Annotated in this window: 14 protein-coding genes, 2 pseudogenes and 1 other annotated feature; of the genes and pseudogenes, 12 read left to right on the top strand and 4 right to left on the bottom strand. The window is 44.1% G+C overall.

Annotation, left to right across the window (positions count from 1 at the left end; translation table 11 throughout):
- The 5 genes from HB631_RS03135 to HB631_RS03115 all read left to right on the top strand — a co-directional run.
- The coding region (locus HB631_RS03135) for a hypothetical protein (protein WP_213989672.1) at nucleotides 1–1,630 on the top strand (1,630 nt) is incomplete at its 5' end.
- A gap of 10 nt (nucleotides 1,631–1,640) precedes the next feature.
- The gene (locus HB631_RS03130; protein ID WP_213989671.1) at nucleotides 1,641–2,408 is read left to right on the top strand and encodes a hypothetical protein; all 768 of its coding nucleotides are present in this window, start codon (nucleotides 1,641–1,643) and stop codon (nucleotides 2,406–2,408) included.
- A 239-nt stretch (nucleotides 2,409–2,647) separates the two neighbouring features.
- On the top strand, nucleotides 2,648–3,145 hold the full coding sequence (locus HB631_RS03125) for a hypothetical protein (protein ID WP_213989670.1): 498 nt from the start codon (nucleotides 2,648–2,650) through the stop codon (nucleotides 3,143–3,145).
- Nucleotides 3,146–3,522: 377 nt separating this feature from the next.
- Nucleotides 3,523–4,212: a helix-turn-helix transcriptional regulator gene (locus tag HB631_RS03120; protein ID WP_213989669.1), complete on the top strand. Its 690-nt coding sequence runs from the start codon at nucleotides 3,523–3,525 to the stop codon at nucleotides 4,210–4,212.
- A gap of 149 nt (nucleotides 4,213–4,361) precedes the next feature.
- Nucleotides 4,362–4,625, top strand: coding sequence for a helix-turn-helix transcriptional regulator (locus HB631_RS03115; RefSeq protein ID WP_213989668.1), 264 nt, complete (start codon nucleotides 4,362–4,364; stop codon nucleotides 4,623–4,625).
- Between the two features lie 134 nt (nucleotides 4,626–4,759).
- Here HB631_RS03115 and HB631_RS03110 read toward each other — a convergent pair whose 3' ends face one another.
- Nucleotides 4,760–5,230, bottom strand: a complete 471-nt coding sequence (locus HB631_RS03110) for a hypothetical protein (protein WP_213989667.1) — start codon at nucleotides 5,228–5,230, stop codon at nucleotides 4,760–4,762.
- A 285-nt stretch (nucleotides 5,231–5,515) separates the two neighbouring features.
- On the opposite strand from HB631_RS03110, the gene umuD reads away from it, so the two are divergent.
- Nucleotides 5,516–5,935: a translesion error-prone DNA polymerase V autoproteolytic subunit gene (umuD, locus tag HB631_RS03105; RefSeq protein WP_213989666.1), complete on the top strand. Its 420-nt coding sequence runs from the start codon at nucleotides 5,516–5,518 to the stop codon at nucleotides 5,933–5,935.
- Nucleotide 5,936: 1 nt separating this feature from the next.
- Nucleotides 5,937–6,557, top strand: a pseudogene (locus HB631_RS03100) (DNA polymerase V subunit UmuC); the annotation flags it as partial.
- Between the two features lie 41 nt (nucleotides 6,558–6,598).
- On the opposite strand, the gene HB631_RS03095 reads toward HB631_RS03100, so the two are convergent.
- From HB631_RS03095 to HB631_RS03085, 3 genes and pseudogenes are all read right to left on the bottom strand, one after another.
- Nucleotides 6,599–7,132: a contact-dependent growth inhibition system immunity protein gene (locus HB631_RS03095; RefSeq protein WP_213989664.1), complete on the bottom strand. Its 534-nt coding sequence runs from the start codon at nucleotides 7,130–7,132 to the stop codon at nucleotides 6,599–6,601.
- Nucleotide 7,133: 1 nt separating this feature from the next.
- A complete protein-coding gene (locus HB631_RS26900) occupies nucleotides 7,134–9,347 on the bottom strand; it encodes a hypothetical protein (protein WP_255556772.1) in 2,214 nt (737 codons plus the stop codon).
- A gap of 216 nt (nucleotides 9,348–9,563) precedes the next feature.
- Nucleotides 9,564–10,271 (bottom strand): annotated as a pseudogene (locus tag HB631_RS03085) (SOS response-associated peptidase family protein).
- A gap of 323 nt (nucleotides 10,272–10,594) precedes the next feature.
- Here HB631_RS03085 and thrS point away from each other — a divergent pair.
- The 5 genes from thrS (at nucleotide 10,595) to pheM (ending at nucleotide 13,919) form a co-directional block, all read left to right on the top strand.
- Entirely contained in the window at nucleotides 10,595–12,523 is a 1,929-nt protein-coding gene (gene thrS / locus HB631_RS03080; protein ID WP_213989663.1) for a threonine--tRNA ligase, read from the top strand.
- A gap of 3 nt (nucleotides 12,524–12,526) precedes the next feature.
- The gene (gene infC, locus HB631_RS03075; protein ID WP_132921627.1) at nucleotides 12,527–13,069 is read left to right on the top strand and encodes a translation initiation factor IF-3; all 543 of its coding nucleotides are present in this window, start codon (nucleotides 12,527–12,529) and stop codon (nucleotides 13,067–13,069) included.
- A 97-nt stretch (nucleotides 13,070–13,166) separates the two neighbouring features.
- Nucleotides 13,167–13,364 carry a 50S ribosomal protein L35 gene (gene rpmI / locus HB631_RS03070; RefSeq protein WP_213989662.1) on the top strand — a complete coding sequence of 66 codons (198 nt, stop codon included), beginning with the start codon at nucleotides 13,167–13,169 and terminating at the stop codon, nucleotides 13,362–13,364.
- Between the two features lie 42 nt (nucleotides 13,365–13,406).
- Nucleotides 13,407–13,763 carry a 50S ribosomal protein L20 gene (gene rplT, locus HB631_RS03065; protein WP_213989661.1) on the top strand — a complete coding sequence of 119 codons (357 nt, stop codon included), beginning with the start codon at nucleotides 13,407–13,409 and terminating at the stop codon, nucleotides 13,761–13,763.
- 106 nt (nucleotides 13,764–13,869) lie between these two features.
- Nucleotides 13,870–13,993, top strand: a sequence feature (Phe leader region).
- Nucleotides 13,875–13,919 (top strand): pheST operon leader peptide PheM, encoded by a 45-nt coding sequence (gene pheM / locus HB631_RS03060; RefSeq protein ID WP_106120997.1) that lies wholly within the window; start codon nucleotides 13,875–13,877, stop codon nucleotides 13,917–13,919. (Overlaps the previous feature by 45 nt.)
- Nucleotides 13,994–14,043: the final 50 nt, after the last annotated feature.

The following is a 14,043-nucleotide window of genomic DNA, read 5'->3' as shown; positions in this document are numbered from 1 at the left end:
CAACTCCATGAAAATAGTTGGAGGTACAAATTATCTGAGTTTCGTTAAAAATGCCGACAATTCGTCGGTTGCTACTTTTTTTGATGATGGTTCATACCAAATTGGGAACGTATATACCTACTTTAATAATGACTCTACATTAGATGGTATAAATTATATTGAGGCGGACAAAAACGGTAATGCAAATTATGTGCTGTATGATAATGGCGAAATATTAACGACCGCAACTTCTGATATTACGACTCCAACTGGCACAAACCCATTAGTTTATGAAAATAGCAATAACATATATCTTATTCAGAATGGGAGTGCTATCACTCAATTAACCAATGATTCTTTTGCTAATCTAAATCCGGTTGTAATAGAAAATGGGGATGGAACATTTTATATCAGATTTGCATCGCAACAAAAAGGAAGCTCATTTGTCGCCGCGAGAATGTCTGGAGATGCGCATAATAGAATGGATGATAATAAAGGGATACTGATACACGATTTTACAACCGGTCAATCTCTATCCGTGGCCGGCACCACAATCGCTCAAGCCCCAATTACATTATCAGCGCAGTACCCGTATGATGCGTTCTCATTTAATGGCGGTCCAAAATATGACCAAGCATCATCATCTATAAGCCTATCTCCCGATGATATGCTTTATTTGGTTCCAATAGCTGAAAACATTGGAGTTGACCCTAGCGGGGAATCAGAATGCTCTGGCGCATCAGCAAAATTATATGAGAAAACAGGCAATACCGTACTGGCTTCCGCAACAGGCGCATCTGGATTTTTATTAGCAAATATATCATACGGAACTTTAACATTCACCGATACGTGCTTAACATTACAAAGAGGTTATGAGATAGCCAAGTCGTTAGGCATGAAATATCAACCTATCATGACTCTTATTCACGGCAACCAAGATGCGTCCGCAGGAACGAGCATTGCTACCTATAAGCTTGAGATGCAGAAATTAAGGACAGATTACGAATCATATCTTCAAACATTGATGAGCGACTCAACTTTTTCATTGATGTGCTTTGTTCAGCAATTTTCAAACGCGGCGGCGCAGGCGGGTGCAACAGGGGCAACCATCGCCGTAACCATTGCTCAAGCTCAATACGAAGTTTGTCGCGATAATGCTAATTTCATCATGTCATCAACGCAATATGCCCGTAACTATATTGATGCTAACCATCTTAAGTCTAAATCATACCGAACAGATGGCGAGGTTGGCGGAAGCGTTAAAGCTGCATGGTTAAACGACGGAACAATATTAACGCTGCGTCCCGACGAGACCAATATCGTCCAGACCGATTCTACAATAACCATTCCTCTGTTAGGTGGTGTTTCCCCAATTGTTATAGATGCAGGCAGAGTTGTTGACCCTGGTAACTATGGCTTTTCAGCAACCGGTTCCACAATAAGCGCCGTTGCAATCTCAGGTTCAAGCATTGTAATAACCAAGTCAGGAACGGCAACAGACGTTTCTTATGCATATTATGGCTCAAGAGCGGCCGCACCAGGCCCGCAGACAGGGTCCCGTGGTTGCATAAGGGATTCATGCCCGGACGTGTCACCCATCAGCGGCGAAAACTTATATAACGACTTAATCGTTTTTATTCACACATTCTAAGGGCAATAAAATGGCTAAGATTGACATTCATACCGATGCAGTGTTTACGGCGGGTAATTATCTTACCGATATAAATCTTCATTACCCGTCTGATATCACCAAAGTTTCATCTTTATTTGCCAACTGTATTTTACAAGCCGATTTTGATTCAGCAACACCAACATCCTTAACGAGAAATCGGGTTAGTGCTACGCCAATGACTGTTGTTGGCGCTCCAGCCTTGGGAACTCAGGGCGCTACATTTAGTGAGACTGCCTATATAGATACAGGCTTAAATATCTCGGCCTACAATGGCGTTGACCTCACCTTTGTTGCCATTGCCATGAATCCCGGTGGCATATTCAACCTTGTTGGCCGCCTGCAAACTGCCGCCCCTCAGCAATCGCGTTCACTTTTATGGAGTGCAGCGACCATTGCGACCTGTCGGTGGAACAGTTCTGCTGGTACAAGTACCGGTGGAAATATAACCCCCTCGACTCCAACGGGACAGGCCGAATTCCTCGTAGGCAGAACTGCCAACAATAATGGCTCCAATGTTATCCAGGCAACGATTGATGTTCCAAGAACGGGCGGAGAAGCTGCGCAGACAGGCACTGCTGCCGCTTACGCTATGCCCTCCAGCGAAATCTTAATCGGTGCGTCTGTAGGCGCGACAACAACGGTTACTTGCTTTATCAGAGCCGTGCTCGTGTTTAACCGTGTACTAGCGGACTCTGAAATTACAGCTCTTTACAGGCTTTATCAAAATTATTACTATTTTGATGGCATAGCTATCTGAATTGTATAGTATTTGTCCAGATAAATATTCAAATCACTTTATGATTGGAAAGTCTTATGTTATTCCAAAATGTAATCAGCAACTATAATTAATTTAAGACAAATGATGGTAATATTTAGTTGGGTATTAAAATTCCACTCTGAAGGATAAAAATATCTTTTTCTGTTTATTGATATGAATCACAATTTTTTATAGTTTTAAATTTTTTTTCAAAGTTTAAACTTAAAAGGATACTTATTATGCCAAGAAGCTATTACGAAATTCAGGGTTATATTGGGCAAGTCGATAATGTTTGGTTAAGTGGTTACTATGATAGTGAGGAATCAGCCGACTACGCAATAGATAATGGTAGTAATGATAATTTTGTTCTTTTTTTTAGAAGGGCAACGGATTTTGGATTTAGTCAACAATTGGTTATTACAAAGGCAATAGTTGATGAATGTTTGAATGTTATGAATCGAGTTCCAGGAGCAACAGTCAGGGGGCAGATAATCCAAGTTGTACAGGATCAGACCTATTTTGACAAATATGGTAAAATTGCATACAATTTTGAACTAGGAAGCCAAGGGGGCGGAGGTAAATATGACACGGAGGATACTGCCAGATATTCCGCTTTAGTTGGGGATCAAACAGTATGGGGTAATCTATATTTGTTAGCAACTGATGGTAGTAATAATCCAGAAGGTTTGATTACGAGACAAATTATCGAAGATTACTATACAAGTATTCATTCGTAACCATGTCTCAGGGTTAATCTAAATTTTATGCGATTCATATTATTACTAATAACCATGGATGGATTAATATTAGACGCGATTATAATTCCATCGGTTCTTTGTACGTTTATGTGATTCTTAAAAAAGCGGGCCAGGGTAGGCCCGAAAGATGAAGACAATAAAATGGAGTGTTTTACTACGCCTCCAAGATTAATTAGATATTTCCGGCATGGCAACTCCCATTTTAATATATGCGATATTCGCCGCAAATCGATTCAGATTCAATGGTAGATTCTACGCATTTAATTTATGTCACCTGCACTTTAGTTCAGTTCTCGCAAAAAAATGAAGTTGATATGCTCCTTAAGGTAATTTGAAATTAACCTAAGGAGAAAATCATGATTGGAAACAAAGTTTCAGAAGTAAAACTATCGAATTCAATGATTAGCCTGCTGGACCAATTTACTGATCCGTACGGTATTAAAGATTTAGATTCACGATATGTATATGTAAACATGGCCGCAGTATCATTATTTGGATTGAAATCTCCGTCAGACGTAATAGGTAAGCTTGATATTGAAATTAAATCAAGGCTGACTGAAATAGATGACTTGGGACTTGAATTCGTTAGGCAAGACAGGAAAGTTACTGACCATGAAAGTAAGCTTGCTACCCTTGAAATTCATCCCCTGGCCGTAGATTATCCTTACATCGTAAATAAAATTCCATATTATAACGATGATAATGAGTGCGTTGGGCTGTGTTTGTATTCCAAAAATTTGGAGGTTTATTCATTAAATGATTTTGTCAAAGGGCACATGCCGGGCTCATTGCTTTTGAATAAACCTGATTATTTCTTTACAGAGCGAAACTGTGAGATTATGTTTTTTCGATTGCAAGGATTGACAAATAAAGAAACAGCCGAGAGGATAAATCTATCACCACGAACAGTTGAGAGTTATATGCAAATGCTATATGAAAAAGTAGGTGTAAATCACTTCGATGACTTCAAAAATTTTTGCATATCTAGAGATTATCATAGATATCTACCTAAGCGCTTTATTCATACAGACCATTTGGAGTTTTAATAGATAACTACTTATCGTCGAGGTCTCAGTAGCTATTTTTATAGCCCGTACTTTGCGGGCTATTACATATAAAATATTTATTTAAAAAATTTACTCGCAGGTTTACCAATTATCTGGCGGTATCTGTTAATTAAGGAATTAACTATCAAATGAAAAAAGATTGGCACCATGCCGACATCATCGCGTCGTTACGTAAACAAGGGACTACCTTGGCTGCCACATCCAGAAAGGCCGGTCTCAGTTCAAGCACACTAGCAAATACACTGGTGCGCCCTTGGCCAAAAGGGGAATATATAATAGCTAAAGAGCTGAATATACATCCATGTGAAATATGGCCGAGTAGATATTACGATATGAACAAAAATTTGTTAGATAGACGTGTGCTAATTAGAAAAAGCCGACAGCAGGATTAGGAATTTCTAAATATTGACGCTTATTAATAATAGTGGCGCATGAGTCTGATTCGGTATCGCATGATCAAAAAATCGGGCCGCTTTCGGCCCGAAATGTATTAATTGTTTAACATGGAAATGATTTGCAAGAATATTTAATTATTATAATTTCTATCAAATTCATCATTAGCGCCATAGTTTTCAAGGTATTCGTCAACCTTTCCGGCTATTTCAATGGCACGCGCTGTCTTGGGTTCAACATTTTCTTTATGACCGTATAAAGCAAATTGCTCTTTCCAATCATCTATCATATCTTGAGTAACATCGTCCTTATAACACATCACAGTTTTGTTTGCTTTTCTACTCCACGCGCTACGTTTTCCGCATCTTTTGTTATCACTGGACCGCAATTCAGGGCAAGGGCATGGACCGCGATCTCTAATATGATACCTCAGATAGTCCCGTAATATCTCGGTTTTTATTTCATCATCAGATAATTTACTTACTGTGTGAGGGGCACTTACATCCTCGCCTTCTTTTGTTCCATCCGTTTGATTGGCACATATCCCAGGCGCTGCAAATAGAAGGGAAAAAGATAATAAACAAGCTAATTTTGTTTTGATCATAAAAGTCCTTTTAAATATATTCACTCATGAAGTAATTTTTGCTCTTCTTTTTTGAAGAAATTAAATTATATAAAGTCAGTCATCGGTTTAAAAGTTATTTATTGAAAATCAACAGTTGACAATATTAAGAATGATAATAAAACTAACGATGTAATGTTATTCTAAATAACTAAATTATCCCTTATGTCAAAGACCTGCGTTTTTCTACCGTAACGGCGCTTCACAAGACCTGCATAGCCTGCTTATGCTGTATGTATACACAGTTTATATTTTGAGTAATTGGCTATGAGATTTATACGTGCTGTTGAACTTGCCGAAGTCATTCCCTTGCCGCTTTTCGCCTCGCGGGTTCCCGCAGGGTTTCCTAGCCCTGCACAGGACTACATAGAAAATCGGATAGATTTGAATCAGTTATGCATCAATCATCCAGCCGCAACGTATTTTGTACGGGTGACGGGTGATTCAATGATTGAGGGGTTCATTAACGAGGGCGACATGCTTGTCGTTGACAGCGCCATTACGGCCCGCCACGGGCAGATAGTCATTGCGGCCTTCGACGGCGAGTTTACAGTTAAACAACTCCAACTTACCCCGATACCGCGCCTGCTGCCGATGAACCCTGCCTACCAGGCCATCCCGATTCGTGTTGACGATAACGTTGAAATTTTCGGCGTTGTGACGTTCATCATTCACGCTGCGCCATGATATGTTTGCCCTGGCTGATGTGAACAGCTTTTACGCCTCTTGCGAGACGGTATTCCGGCCAGACCTGAAGGGTAAGCCAGTTATAGTCCTCAGCAATAACGATGGATGCGTGATAGCGCGTTCGACTGAGGCCAAAAAGCTGGGATTCAAAACGGGAAATCCTTTTTTCGAGATCAAAGACATCGTTAGAAAGCATCGCGTGGCCGTCTTTTCCAGTAACTATGCCCTTTATGCCGACATGTCCAACCGGGTTATGACGACGCTGGAGGAAATGGCGCCTCAAACTGAAATCTATTCGATAGACGAAGCCTTCATGAACCTCACAGGCGTCAGCAATTGCATGAGCCTTGAACAGTTCGGGCGTAAGATCCGCGAGCGGGTGAAGCAGCGCACTAAATTAACCGTTGGCGTCGGCATTGCCCCGACAAAGACGCTGGCAAAACTCGCCAACCACGCTGCCAAAACATGGCCTGCAAGAGGCGGAGTGGTAGACCTGTCATCACCGGACAGGCAGCGGAAGTTAATGGCCCTACTGCCTGTAGAGGACATCTGGGGCGTTGGCCGGCGGATATCAAAGAAGCTGAATGCCATGGGTATCTCTACCGCCCTACAGTTGGCCGACAGCCACCCTATAGCTTGCCCCGACCGAAGCCGGGACTATTTTTAGCCTATGCAGCGGCTGAAAGCGAGGCGTAAGGCAGCGCCGATTTCAGCGGGGGTACTGTCGGCGGGAAGGGTAACGAGATCCGTCAGCTTTATTCCCTTTCCACTCCATGCATCCATTTTTTCGTGACAGGTTGGGGAAAAGGTAATCTGACCATTTTTGGCTTCAATGTCACAGCTTTTCATGTTCTTGAAAAGCAATTGTTTGCTCTTGTATCGGTATGCTGACATTAATTCAGATATCCAATTATGATATCTATCAGAAGATGATTGGAAATCATATAGATCAGCATCATAAGTGACATCAGAAGGGATAAATATATCTTTTCTAGGTTGTGATAAAACAAACCGACTACGTGAAATGGCGTCGATAACAAGTAAGCCCAAGTCATGATCATCGATTTCAATTTTGGCTAAATGCTGAACTCCTTTAGGGTCAAGCTTAGTTAGCCTATAGCCGGAATAAGTTTCTACACAAATGAAATCATCATTAATTTTAGCTGATGCCCATTGAGTTTTATCTACGTCGCTCATTTCAATCAACCTTTATAATTTTCAATGTTACACCATTGTCTTCGCCGTATTTTATAGCTTGGTTTATATGTTCCCATTGCGCCTTTGTAGTCGCTTCTGGTATGGCTACAATAACCTCGCGCGCGGTAATTTGGCCTGGTTTGATCGTGGTTCCGCTCAAACTATATCCATCGAAAGATATTGTCGCATCAATGTTACCCTTCAGAGAAGTATAAATCTGCTTCGGGTTGGCAATTTTTGATGAAGTAGTCGTGTCGATGGTTTTAACACTTACTGCAACGCCGGTGTCAATATCGAAATAATCAAAAGTCTTGTAGTTTTGAGGTAATCTAGATCCTGCTGGCAATTGCTTTCCTACAAAGGATTCCCAAGGCATACCTTGACCTTGAATGCCCATACCCCAAACCATTCCCGTTTCCGCCTGGCTGACAGTTTGGATTTTCGGTAAAGAGCTACCAAATTTATTGACAGAAATGACAGTCTTAGCTATCCCTGCGCCGCTCGCAACTAGCCCCAGGACATCGCCAGTTAGTTTGCCGCCTTCAATTCCGGCCTGGAAAGACCCAACAACATTGCCTTGTTGCTTTGATGCTTCCATATTATCGATGTGCGCAATCCAGGACTGTTTTACGCAGTCAGCAACGGTCCCTAAAATATTTCCGCTATTGACGAGCGCTTTCAGACCTACATAGACTTCTCTTTCATTTTGTGCGGCATGCATAACTCCCTTAACACCATCAACAATTCCGGCAGGGATGCCCGCCGCCACGCCGCCGGAATAACTTAACCATTGGTCTGCACCTTGGATGAACCATTTAGCTTCGGTTTGTACTTTACAGGCATTAGTTTGGCAGGTCGTTAATTCTTTAACCCTTTGCTCTTGTTGGGAAACACTTAACGAACTGAATTGATTAGTGACCTTTCCCAGATCATTGTTTTCAACAGCCCTAGTAGCGATCAGCGCCTTGACGACTTTTGCCGCTTCTTCAGTTTTCCTTTGTGCCTCTTGCTGCTCTTTCAGTTTTGCCGCGTCCGCTTGACGCCGTGCCTCGGCTGCTTCAATGGCTTTACGTTGAGCTTCCAGTTGCGCTAAATGGGCAGCATGAGCCTCTTGCTGTTGCCGAATGGTGTTTTGGACATGGCCGAGATTAGCATCGGCGCGAGACTTATTTTGGTGCGCCTCGTGCAACTGGTGATGACAATGATCGAGATGAGTTCTTCGCTGATTAAGTTCTTCCTGGGCAGCCTCAATATTGTCCATTCGCCGGTACAATTGGCGGTCCCAATCGGCAATACACATTGCGTTGCCAATTGCATCTAGTACAAAACTCTTTTTTCTGCCACCAGGGCCGCGTCCTCTATGTCTGACCCCGTCGACCTTCGCTTTAAGATGATTGTATTCATTTGTTATTTGTTGAACGTGTTGTTCACTTTCACGTACCAAATGCTCAGCGTGGTTTTTATTATGCTCCATGGCGTTGATATGATTAACTGCATCATTTACCCACCCTTGTGCAGCTTCAAGGGGATGTTCTGCGCTAAATATTTCATGTTCAAGCCTACGGGCTTCTTCTTCTTGGACTTTGACCTGGTTTTCTATTTCCGCTATTTGTCTGTTATGCTCTTCAGTAATTCTATCCATCTCGGCTTTTGCTTTGCGCTCGGCTTCCTTTTGCAGTTCTTTAGCGCGATCTGCGGCATTTGGGTTGGGCATGCTATTTATTCTATTTAATGACTGTTGAAACTGAGTTTGTATATTTGAATGATGTTGTGTGATGCTCGATCTATTTTGTTGGATTCTTTGTTGTCGAATGGAAAAATCCGCCTGGACCTTATTTTGTAAGGCGGAAAGTGATTGCCTTGTCTGCAAAGATTGGGCTTGCAATTGGTTTAAATTTATTTTTTGTCTCTCGACTAATTGTTTTACTGCCTGTTGCTGTGAGCTTAGCCTTGCCGATTCATTGGCAAGAAGCTTCGCGGTTGCTGCCTGAGCATCATTAATAAGTTTTTGTGTATGCTGTTCATTCCTAAATGCTTCGACATTGTTGGTAATTGAATTTAGTTGCTCATAATTCGATACTATATTATTGGCAGTTGTGTTACCAACTTCGCATAGTCTTCCACCAACATCCGTATATACACCATCAGAATTTTTCTCGCATTGTGGCTTCGTCCCTGCGGGTGGATAAGCATAAACAGTTAAAACCTCGTCCATATTCTTTCCCTAGATCAATCAATTTAAAATGTGAGTCATATTCATGCTATTTATTCTTTAATGGGTAATTCAACGATGCTTGAAATATACACAATGAAAATAAATTGCAATAACTAATTAATCACAGGGAATCTCAAAAAATATTAAACGAACAAGCTGAAGAAGGGGGATGATAAACGGCCGTTTACCGAATGAATAATAGGAAGGTAATATATTCTATACTAATGGATTGTCGATGCGTTTAATTATCGACTCGCCATCGTTATGAATATTCCCTACAGCTTTACCGATAGGATAAAACGCAAATTCTTCAGCTGATATAGCGCAATCATGCGCCAGCTCCTAGGCGCGTTCTGGCGTAGTCTCTGGCGAAATCCATTCGAGTGAAGCCGATCGCGTCATAACCAATGGCCGCCGGTCGTGAATATCAACCAGTCCTTTATCACTGGTCGCCGTCACGATAACAAAGCCGTCGTCCTCTGGCGCGTCCAGGGCGTCTGGATGAAACCGGCTTATGGCTGCAAAGCAGATAGGCTTCTTATTTTTGTGATAGATAAAGTAGGGTTGTTTAATCTTCGCGTCGTCTGGGTCTTTCTTCCACTCGTACCAGCCATCGGCCATGACCAAGGCTCGCCCGGTATTCCACAACGGCTTAAACATCAGGCCAGTGGCCGCCGTCTCGACGCGGGCATTAATCAGGGGAGGGCGTCCGGATTCTTTCGCCCACGCTGGTTGATAACCCCAATGGACCGGATCGAGGTGCAATTTGTCATCGCGTTGGTTCAGTAGCAGAACGCGCGTGCCTGGAGCAACGTTGTACCGGCCGATGGGCTCGCCATCGAGCGCGCCGACGAACTCAACGTCAGCATTCAGGAATTCGAGATAATCCTCGCGTGTTTCAAATTGAGCGAATCTGCCGCACATGGTAGTTATCTTTGTCATGGGGGAAATTCAAGTATAGGAGGGATTTTATTTAGGTGGCTTACTGTGGTGCGTTAACCTATTGCATCAAGAGGATGCGATCAGAAAGTTAGCAACCCTGTTATGTGAATCTATTATAGGAAATGCTAAGATGCACGTTCAAATCGCATCAAGCCAAAAATATGACTTCGCTATTTGTGTACCGAATTGTGTACCAAATTAGAAATTTTAGGAAAGATTGACTTTTAATCGATTGATACTAAAAAGAATTTTTTAAAGCATGTGATCTTGCGTGTGGATCACCACTGCAAAATAAGGAAACTACCATGCCAGTGATTACCCTTCCCGACGGAAGCCAGCGTCATTACGACCACCCCGTGTCCCCCCTTGATGTAGCCCGCGATATTGGTCCCGGCCTGGCGAAAGCCTGCATCGCCGGACGGGTGAACGGCGAATTGACGGATGCCGTCGATATGATTACCGAAGATGCCCAGCTTGCCATCATAACCGCCAAAGATGAGGCCGGATTGGAAATCATCCGCCACTCCTGCGCGCATTTATTGGGGCACGCCATTAAACAGCTGTGGCCCGATACCAAAATGGCTATCGGCCCGGTAATCGATAAAGGCTTTTATTACGATGTCGATCTGGATCGGACGCTGACGCAGGAAGATATCGACCTGCTGGAAAAGCGAATGCACGAGCTGGCCGATAAAGATTACGACGTCATCAAGGAAAAAGTGAGCTGGCAACAGGCGCGGGATGTTTTTGCCGCCCGCGGCGAGCAGTATAAAGTGGCGATCCTGGACGAAAATATCAGTCATGACGATCGCCCCGGTTTGTATCACCATGAAGAATATGTCGATATGTGCCGCGGGCCCCATGTGCCGAACATGCGCTTTTGCCATCACTTCAAGTTACAGAAAACTTCCGGCGCTTACTGGCGCGGCGACAGCAAAAACAAGATGCTGCAGCGTATTTACGGCACCGCCTGGGGCGATAAAAATCAGCTCGGCACCTATTTGCAGCACCTGGAAGAGGCCGCCAAGCGCGATCACCGTAAAATCGGCAAGCAACTGGATCTCTACCATATGCAGGAAGAAGCCCCCGGCATGGTGTTCTGGCACAATGACGGCTGGATTATTTTTCGCGAGCTGGAAGCCTTTGTGCGCACCAAGTTAAGGGAATACCACTATCAGGAAGTGAAAGGTCCTTTTATGATGGACCGCGTTTTATGGGAAAAAACCGGCCACTGGGAAAACTATGCCGAGCATATGTTTACCACGTCATCGGAAAATCGCGAATATTGCATCAAGCCGATGAATTGTCCCGGCCACGTGCAGATATTCAACCAGGGATTGAAATCCTATCGCGATTTGCCGTTGCGTATGGCCGAATTCGGCAGTTGCCATCGCAACGAGCCCTCGGGATCGCTGCATGGGTTAATGCGCGTGCGCGGATTTACCCAGGATGACGCCCATATTTTCTGCACCGAGGAGCAGGTGCGGGATGAAGTAAACAATTGCATCAAAATGGTGTATGATATTTACAGCACGTTTGGCTTCGAGAATATTCTGGTTAAACTTTCGACCCGACCCGAGAAACGCATCGGTAGCGATGAAGTTTGGGATCGGTCGGAAAAAGACCTGGCGGCCGCCTTAACGGAAAACGGCATCGCATTCGAATTTCAGCCGGGCGAAGGCGCATTTTATGGTCCTAAAATAGAATTCACTCTTCTGGATTGCCTGGATCGCATGTGGCAATGCGGTACGGTACAGCTGGACTTTTCATTACCTGGTCGTTTAAACGCTTCTTATATTGGTGAAAACAATGAGCGTTTGGTCCCGGTAATGATTCACCGTGCCATCCTGGGGTCGATGGAGCGTTTTATCGGCATCCTGACGGAAGAGTACGCTGGTTTTTACCCGACATGGCTGGCGCCGACACAAGTTGTGGTGATGAATATCACTGATAATCAATCGGAATACGTCGCAAAAGTGACAGAAAGATTATCCGCAGCCGGCATTCGTGTAAAAGCAGACTTGAGAAATGAGAAAATAGGCTTTAAAATCCGCGAACATACTTTGCGTCGGGTTCCCTATATGCTGGTCTGCGGAGATAAAGAAGTGGAAGCGGGCAAAGTTGCCGTGCGTACACGCCGTGGTACAGACCTGGGCAGCATCGACGTTACCGAGATTATCGACAAGCTGCGACAAGAGATACGCAGTCGTAATCTTCATCAACTGGAGGAATAAAGTATTAAAGGCGGAAAACGAGTTCAACCGGCGCGTCCCAATCGCATTAACCGAGAAATCCGCGCCGCAGAGGTTCGTCTGACGGGTATCGATGGCGAGCAGATTGGTATAGTCAGCCTCAATGAAGCGCTTGAAAAAGCCGAGGAAGCGGGCGTAGATTTAGTTGAAATCAGTCCAAACGCCGAGCCGCCGGTTTGCCGAATTATGGATTACGGCAAGTTCCTCTATGAGAAGAGCAAGTCCACCAAAGAGCAGAAAAAGAAACAAAAAGTTATTCAGGTTAAGGAAATCAAGTTCCGGCCTGGTACTGATGAAGGCGACTATCAGGTAAAACTACGCAACCTGATACGTTTTCTGGAAGACGGCGATAAAGCCAAAATCACCCTGCGTTTTCGCGGACGTGAAATGGCGCACCAGCAAATCGGCATCGAAGTGCTTAACCGCGTTCGCGACGATTTGACTGAACTGGCGGTAGTTGAGTCCTTTCCGAGTAAAATCGAAGGACGTCAGATGATTATGGTGCTCGCACCCAAGAAGAAACAATAAGGCCGACAAGTAGGGCGGCGCGTCGTGCGGTTTAACGGCGCGCAGTCTTCGCCTCATTGGTTCATGTTATCAACAATGCGCAGTAGAGAATCTATTCATGCCAAAAATCAAGACAGTGCGCGGTGCTGCCAAGCGCTTTAAGAAAACCGCCTCCGGCGGCTTCAAGCGTAAGCATGCTAACCTGCGTCATATTCTGACCAAAAAAGCCACTAAGCGTAAACGCCACCTGCGTCCTAAATCCATGGTCTCCAAAGGCGATCTGGGTTTGGTTACCAGGTGTTTGCCGTACGCATAAGCGTCACTTTTAACGGTTTTCGAATAAGACTTAGGAGAGCATATGGCTCGCGTAAAACGTGGTGTGACAGCTCGTGCACGTCACAAAAAGATTTTGAAAAAAGCGAAAGGCTACTACGGTGCCCGTTCGCGTGTTTATCGTGTCGCCTTCCAGGCGGTTATCAAAGCAGGTCAGTATGCTTACCGTGACCGTCGTCAGAAGAAACGTCAGTTCCGTCAACTGTGGATCGCGCGTATCAACGCCGCGGCCCGTCAGAACGGTATCTCTTACAGCCGCTTCATTAATGGCCTGAAAAAAGCCTCTATTGAAATCGACCGTAAGATCCTGGCTGATATCGCTGTATTCGACAAAGCGGCTTTTGCTGCCTTGGCGGAAAAAGCGAAAGGTGCGCTGGCATAAACTTTTTGAAAGGGGGAGCTTGACTCCCTCTTTTTTAAACGATTGACCGACAGCGTTTGTTATAACGTCATTGAATCTTTTAGACAGTATGACTCATAAGGTAATGCAAGCATGAATGCTGCCATTTTCCGTTTCTTTTTTTACTTTAGCGCCTGAATAACGGGGGCCTGCGCGTAAGAGAAGAAACGAAAAATAGCGCTAAAGCCTCCCGGTGTGGAGGTTTTTTTTTGCTCGTCGCCAGCCTGGAAAACCAGACTGGGGGAGCGGTACAGCTCGATCA

This window comes from Sodalis sp. dw_96 (assembly GCF_018449575.1).
In the GTDB taxonomy this organism is placed as follows: Bacteria; Pseudomonadota; Gammaproteobacteria; order Enterobacterales; family Enterobacteriaceae; genus Acerihabitans.
The sequence above is the reverse complement of the archived record's forward strand: the minus strand, read 5'-3'. Positions and strand labels throughout refer to the sequence as shown.

Coding starts and splice junctions, on each gene's coding strand:
- HB631_RS03130 (WP_213989671.1), top strand. CDS start 1,641: ATGGCTAAGATTGACATTCATACCGATGCAGTGTTTACGGCGGGTAAT.
- HB631_RS03125 (WP_213989670.1), top strand. CDS start 2,648: ATGCCAAGAAGCTATTACGAAATTCAGGGTTATATTGGGCAAGTCGAT.
- HB631_RS03120 (WP_213989669.1), top strand. CDS start 3,523: ATGATTGGAAACAAAGTTTCAGAAGTAAAACTATCGAATTCAATGATT.
- HB631_RS03115 (WP_213989668.1), top strand. CDS start 4,362: ATGAAAAAAGATTGGCACCATGCCGACATCATCGCGTCGTTACGTAAA.
- HB631_RS03110 (WP_213989667.1), bottom strand. CDS start 5,230: ATGATCAAAACAAAATTAGCTTGTTTATTATCTTTTTCCCTTCTATTT.
- umuD (WP_213989666.1), top strand. CDS start 5,516: ATGAGATTTATACGTGCTGTTGAACTTGCCGAAGTCATTCCCTTGCCG.
- HB631_RS03095 (WP_213989664.1), bottom strand. CDS start 7,132: ATGAGCGACGTAGATAAAACTCAATGGGCATCAGCTAAAATTAATGAT.
- HB631_RS26900 (WP_255556772.1), bottom strand. CDS start 9,347: ATGGACGAGGTTTTAACTGTTTATGCTTATCCACCCGCAGGGACGAAG.
- thrS (WP_213989663.1), top strand. CDS start 10,595: ATGCCAGTGATTACCCTTCCCGACGGAAGCCAGCGTCATTACGACCAC.
- rpmI (WP_213989662.1), top strand. CDS start 13,167: ATGCCAAAAATCAAGACAGTGCGCGGTGCTGCCAAGCGCTTTAAGAAA.
- rplT (WP_213989661.1), top strand. CDS start 13,407: ATGGCTCGCGTAAAACGTGGTGTGACAGCTCGTGCACGTCACAAAAAG.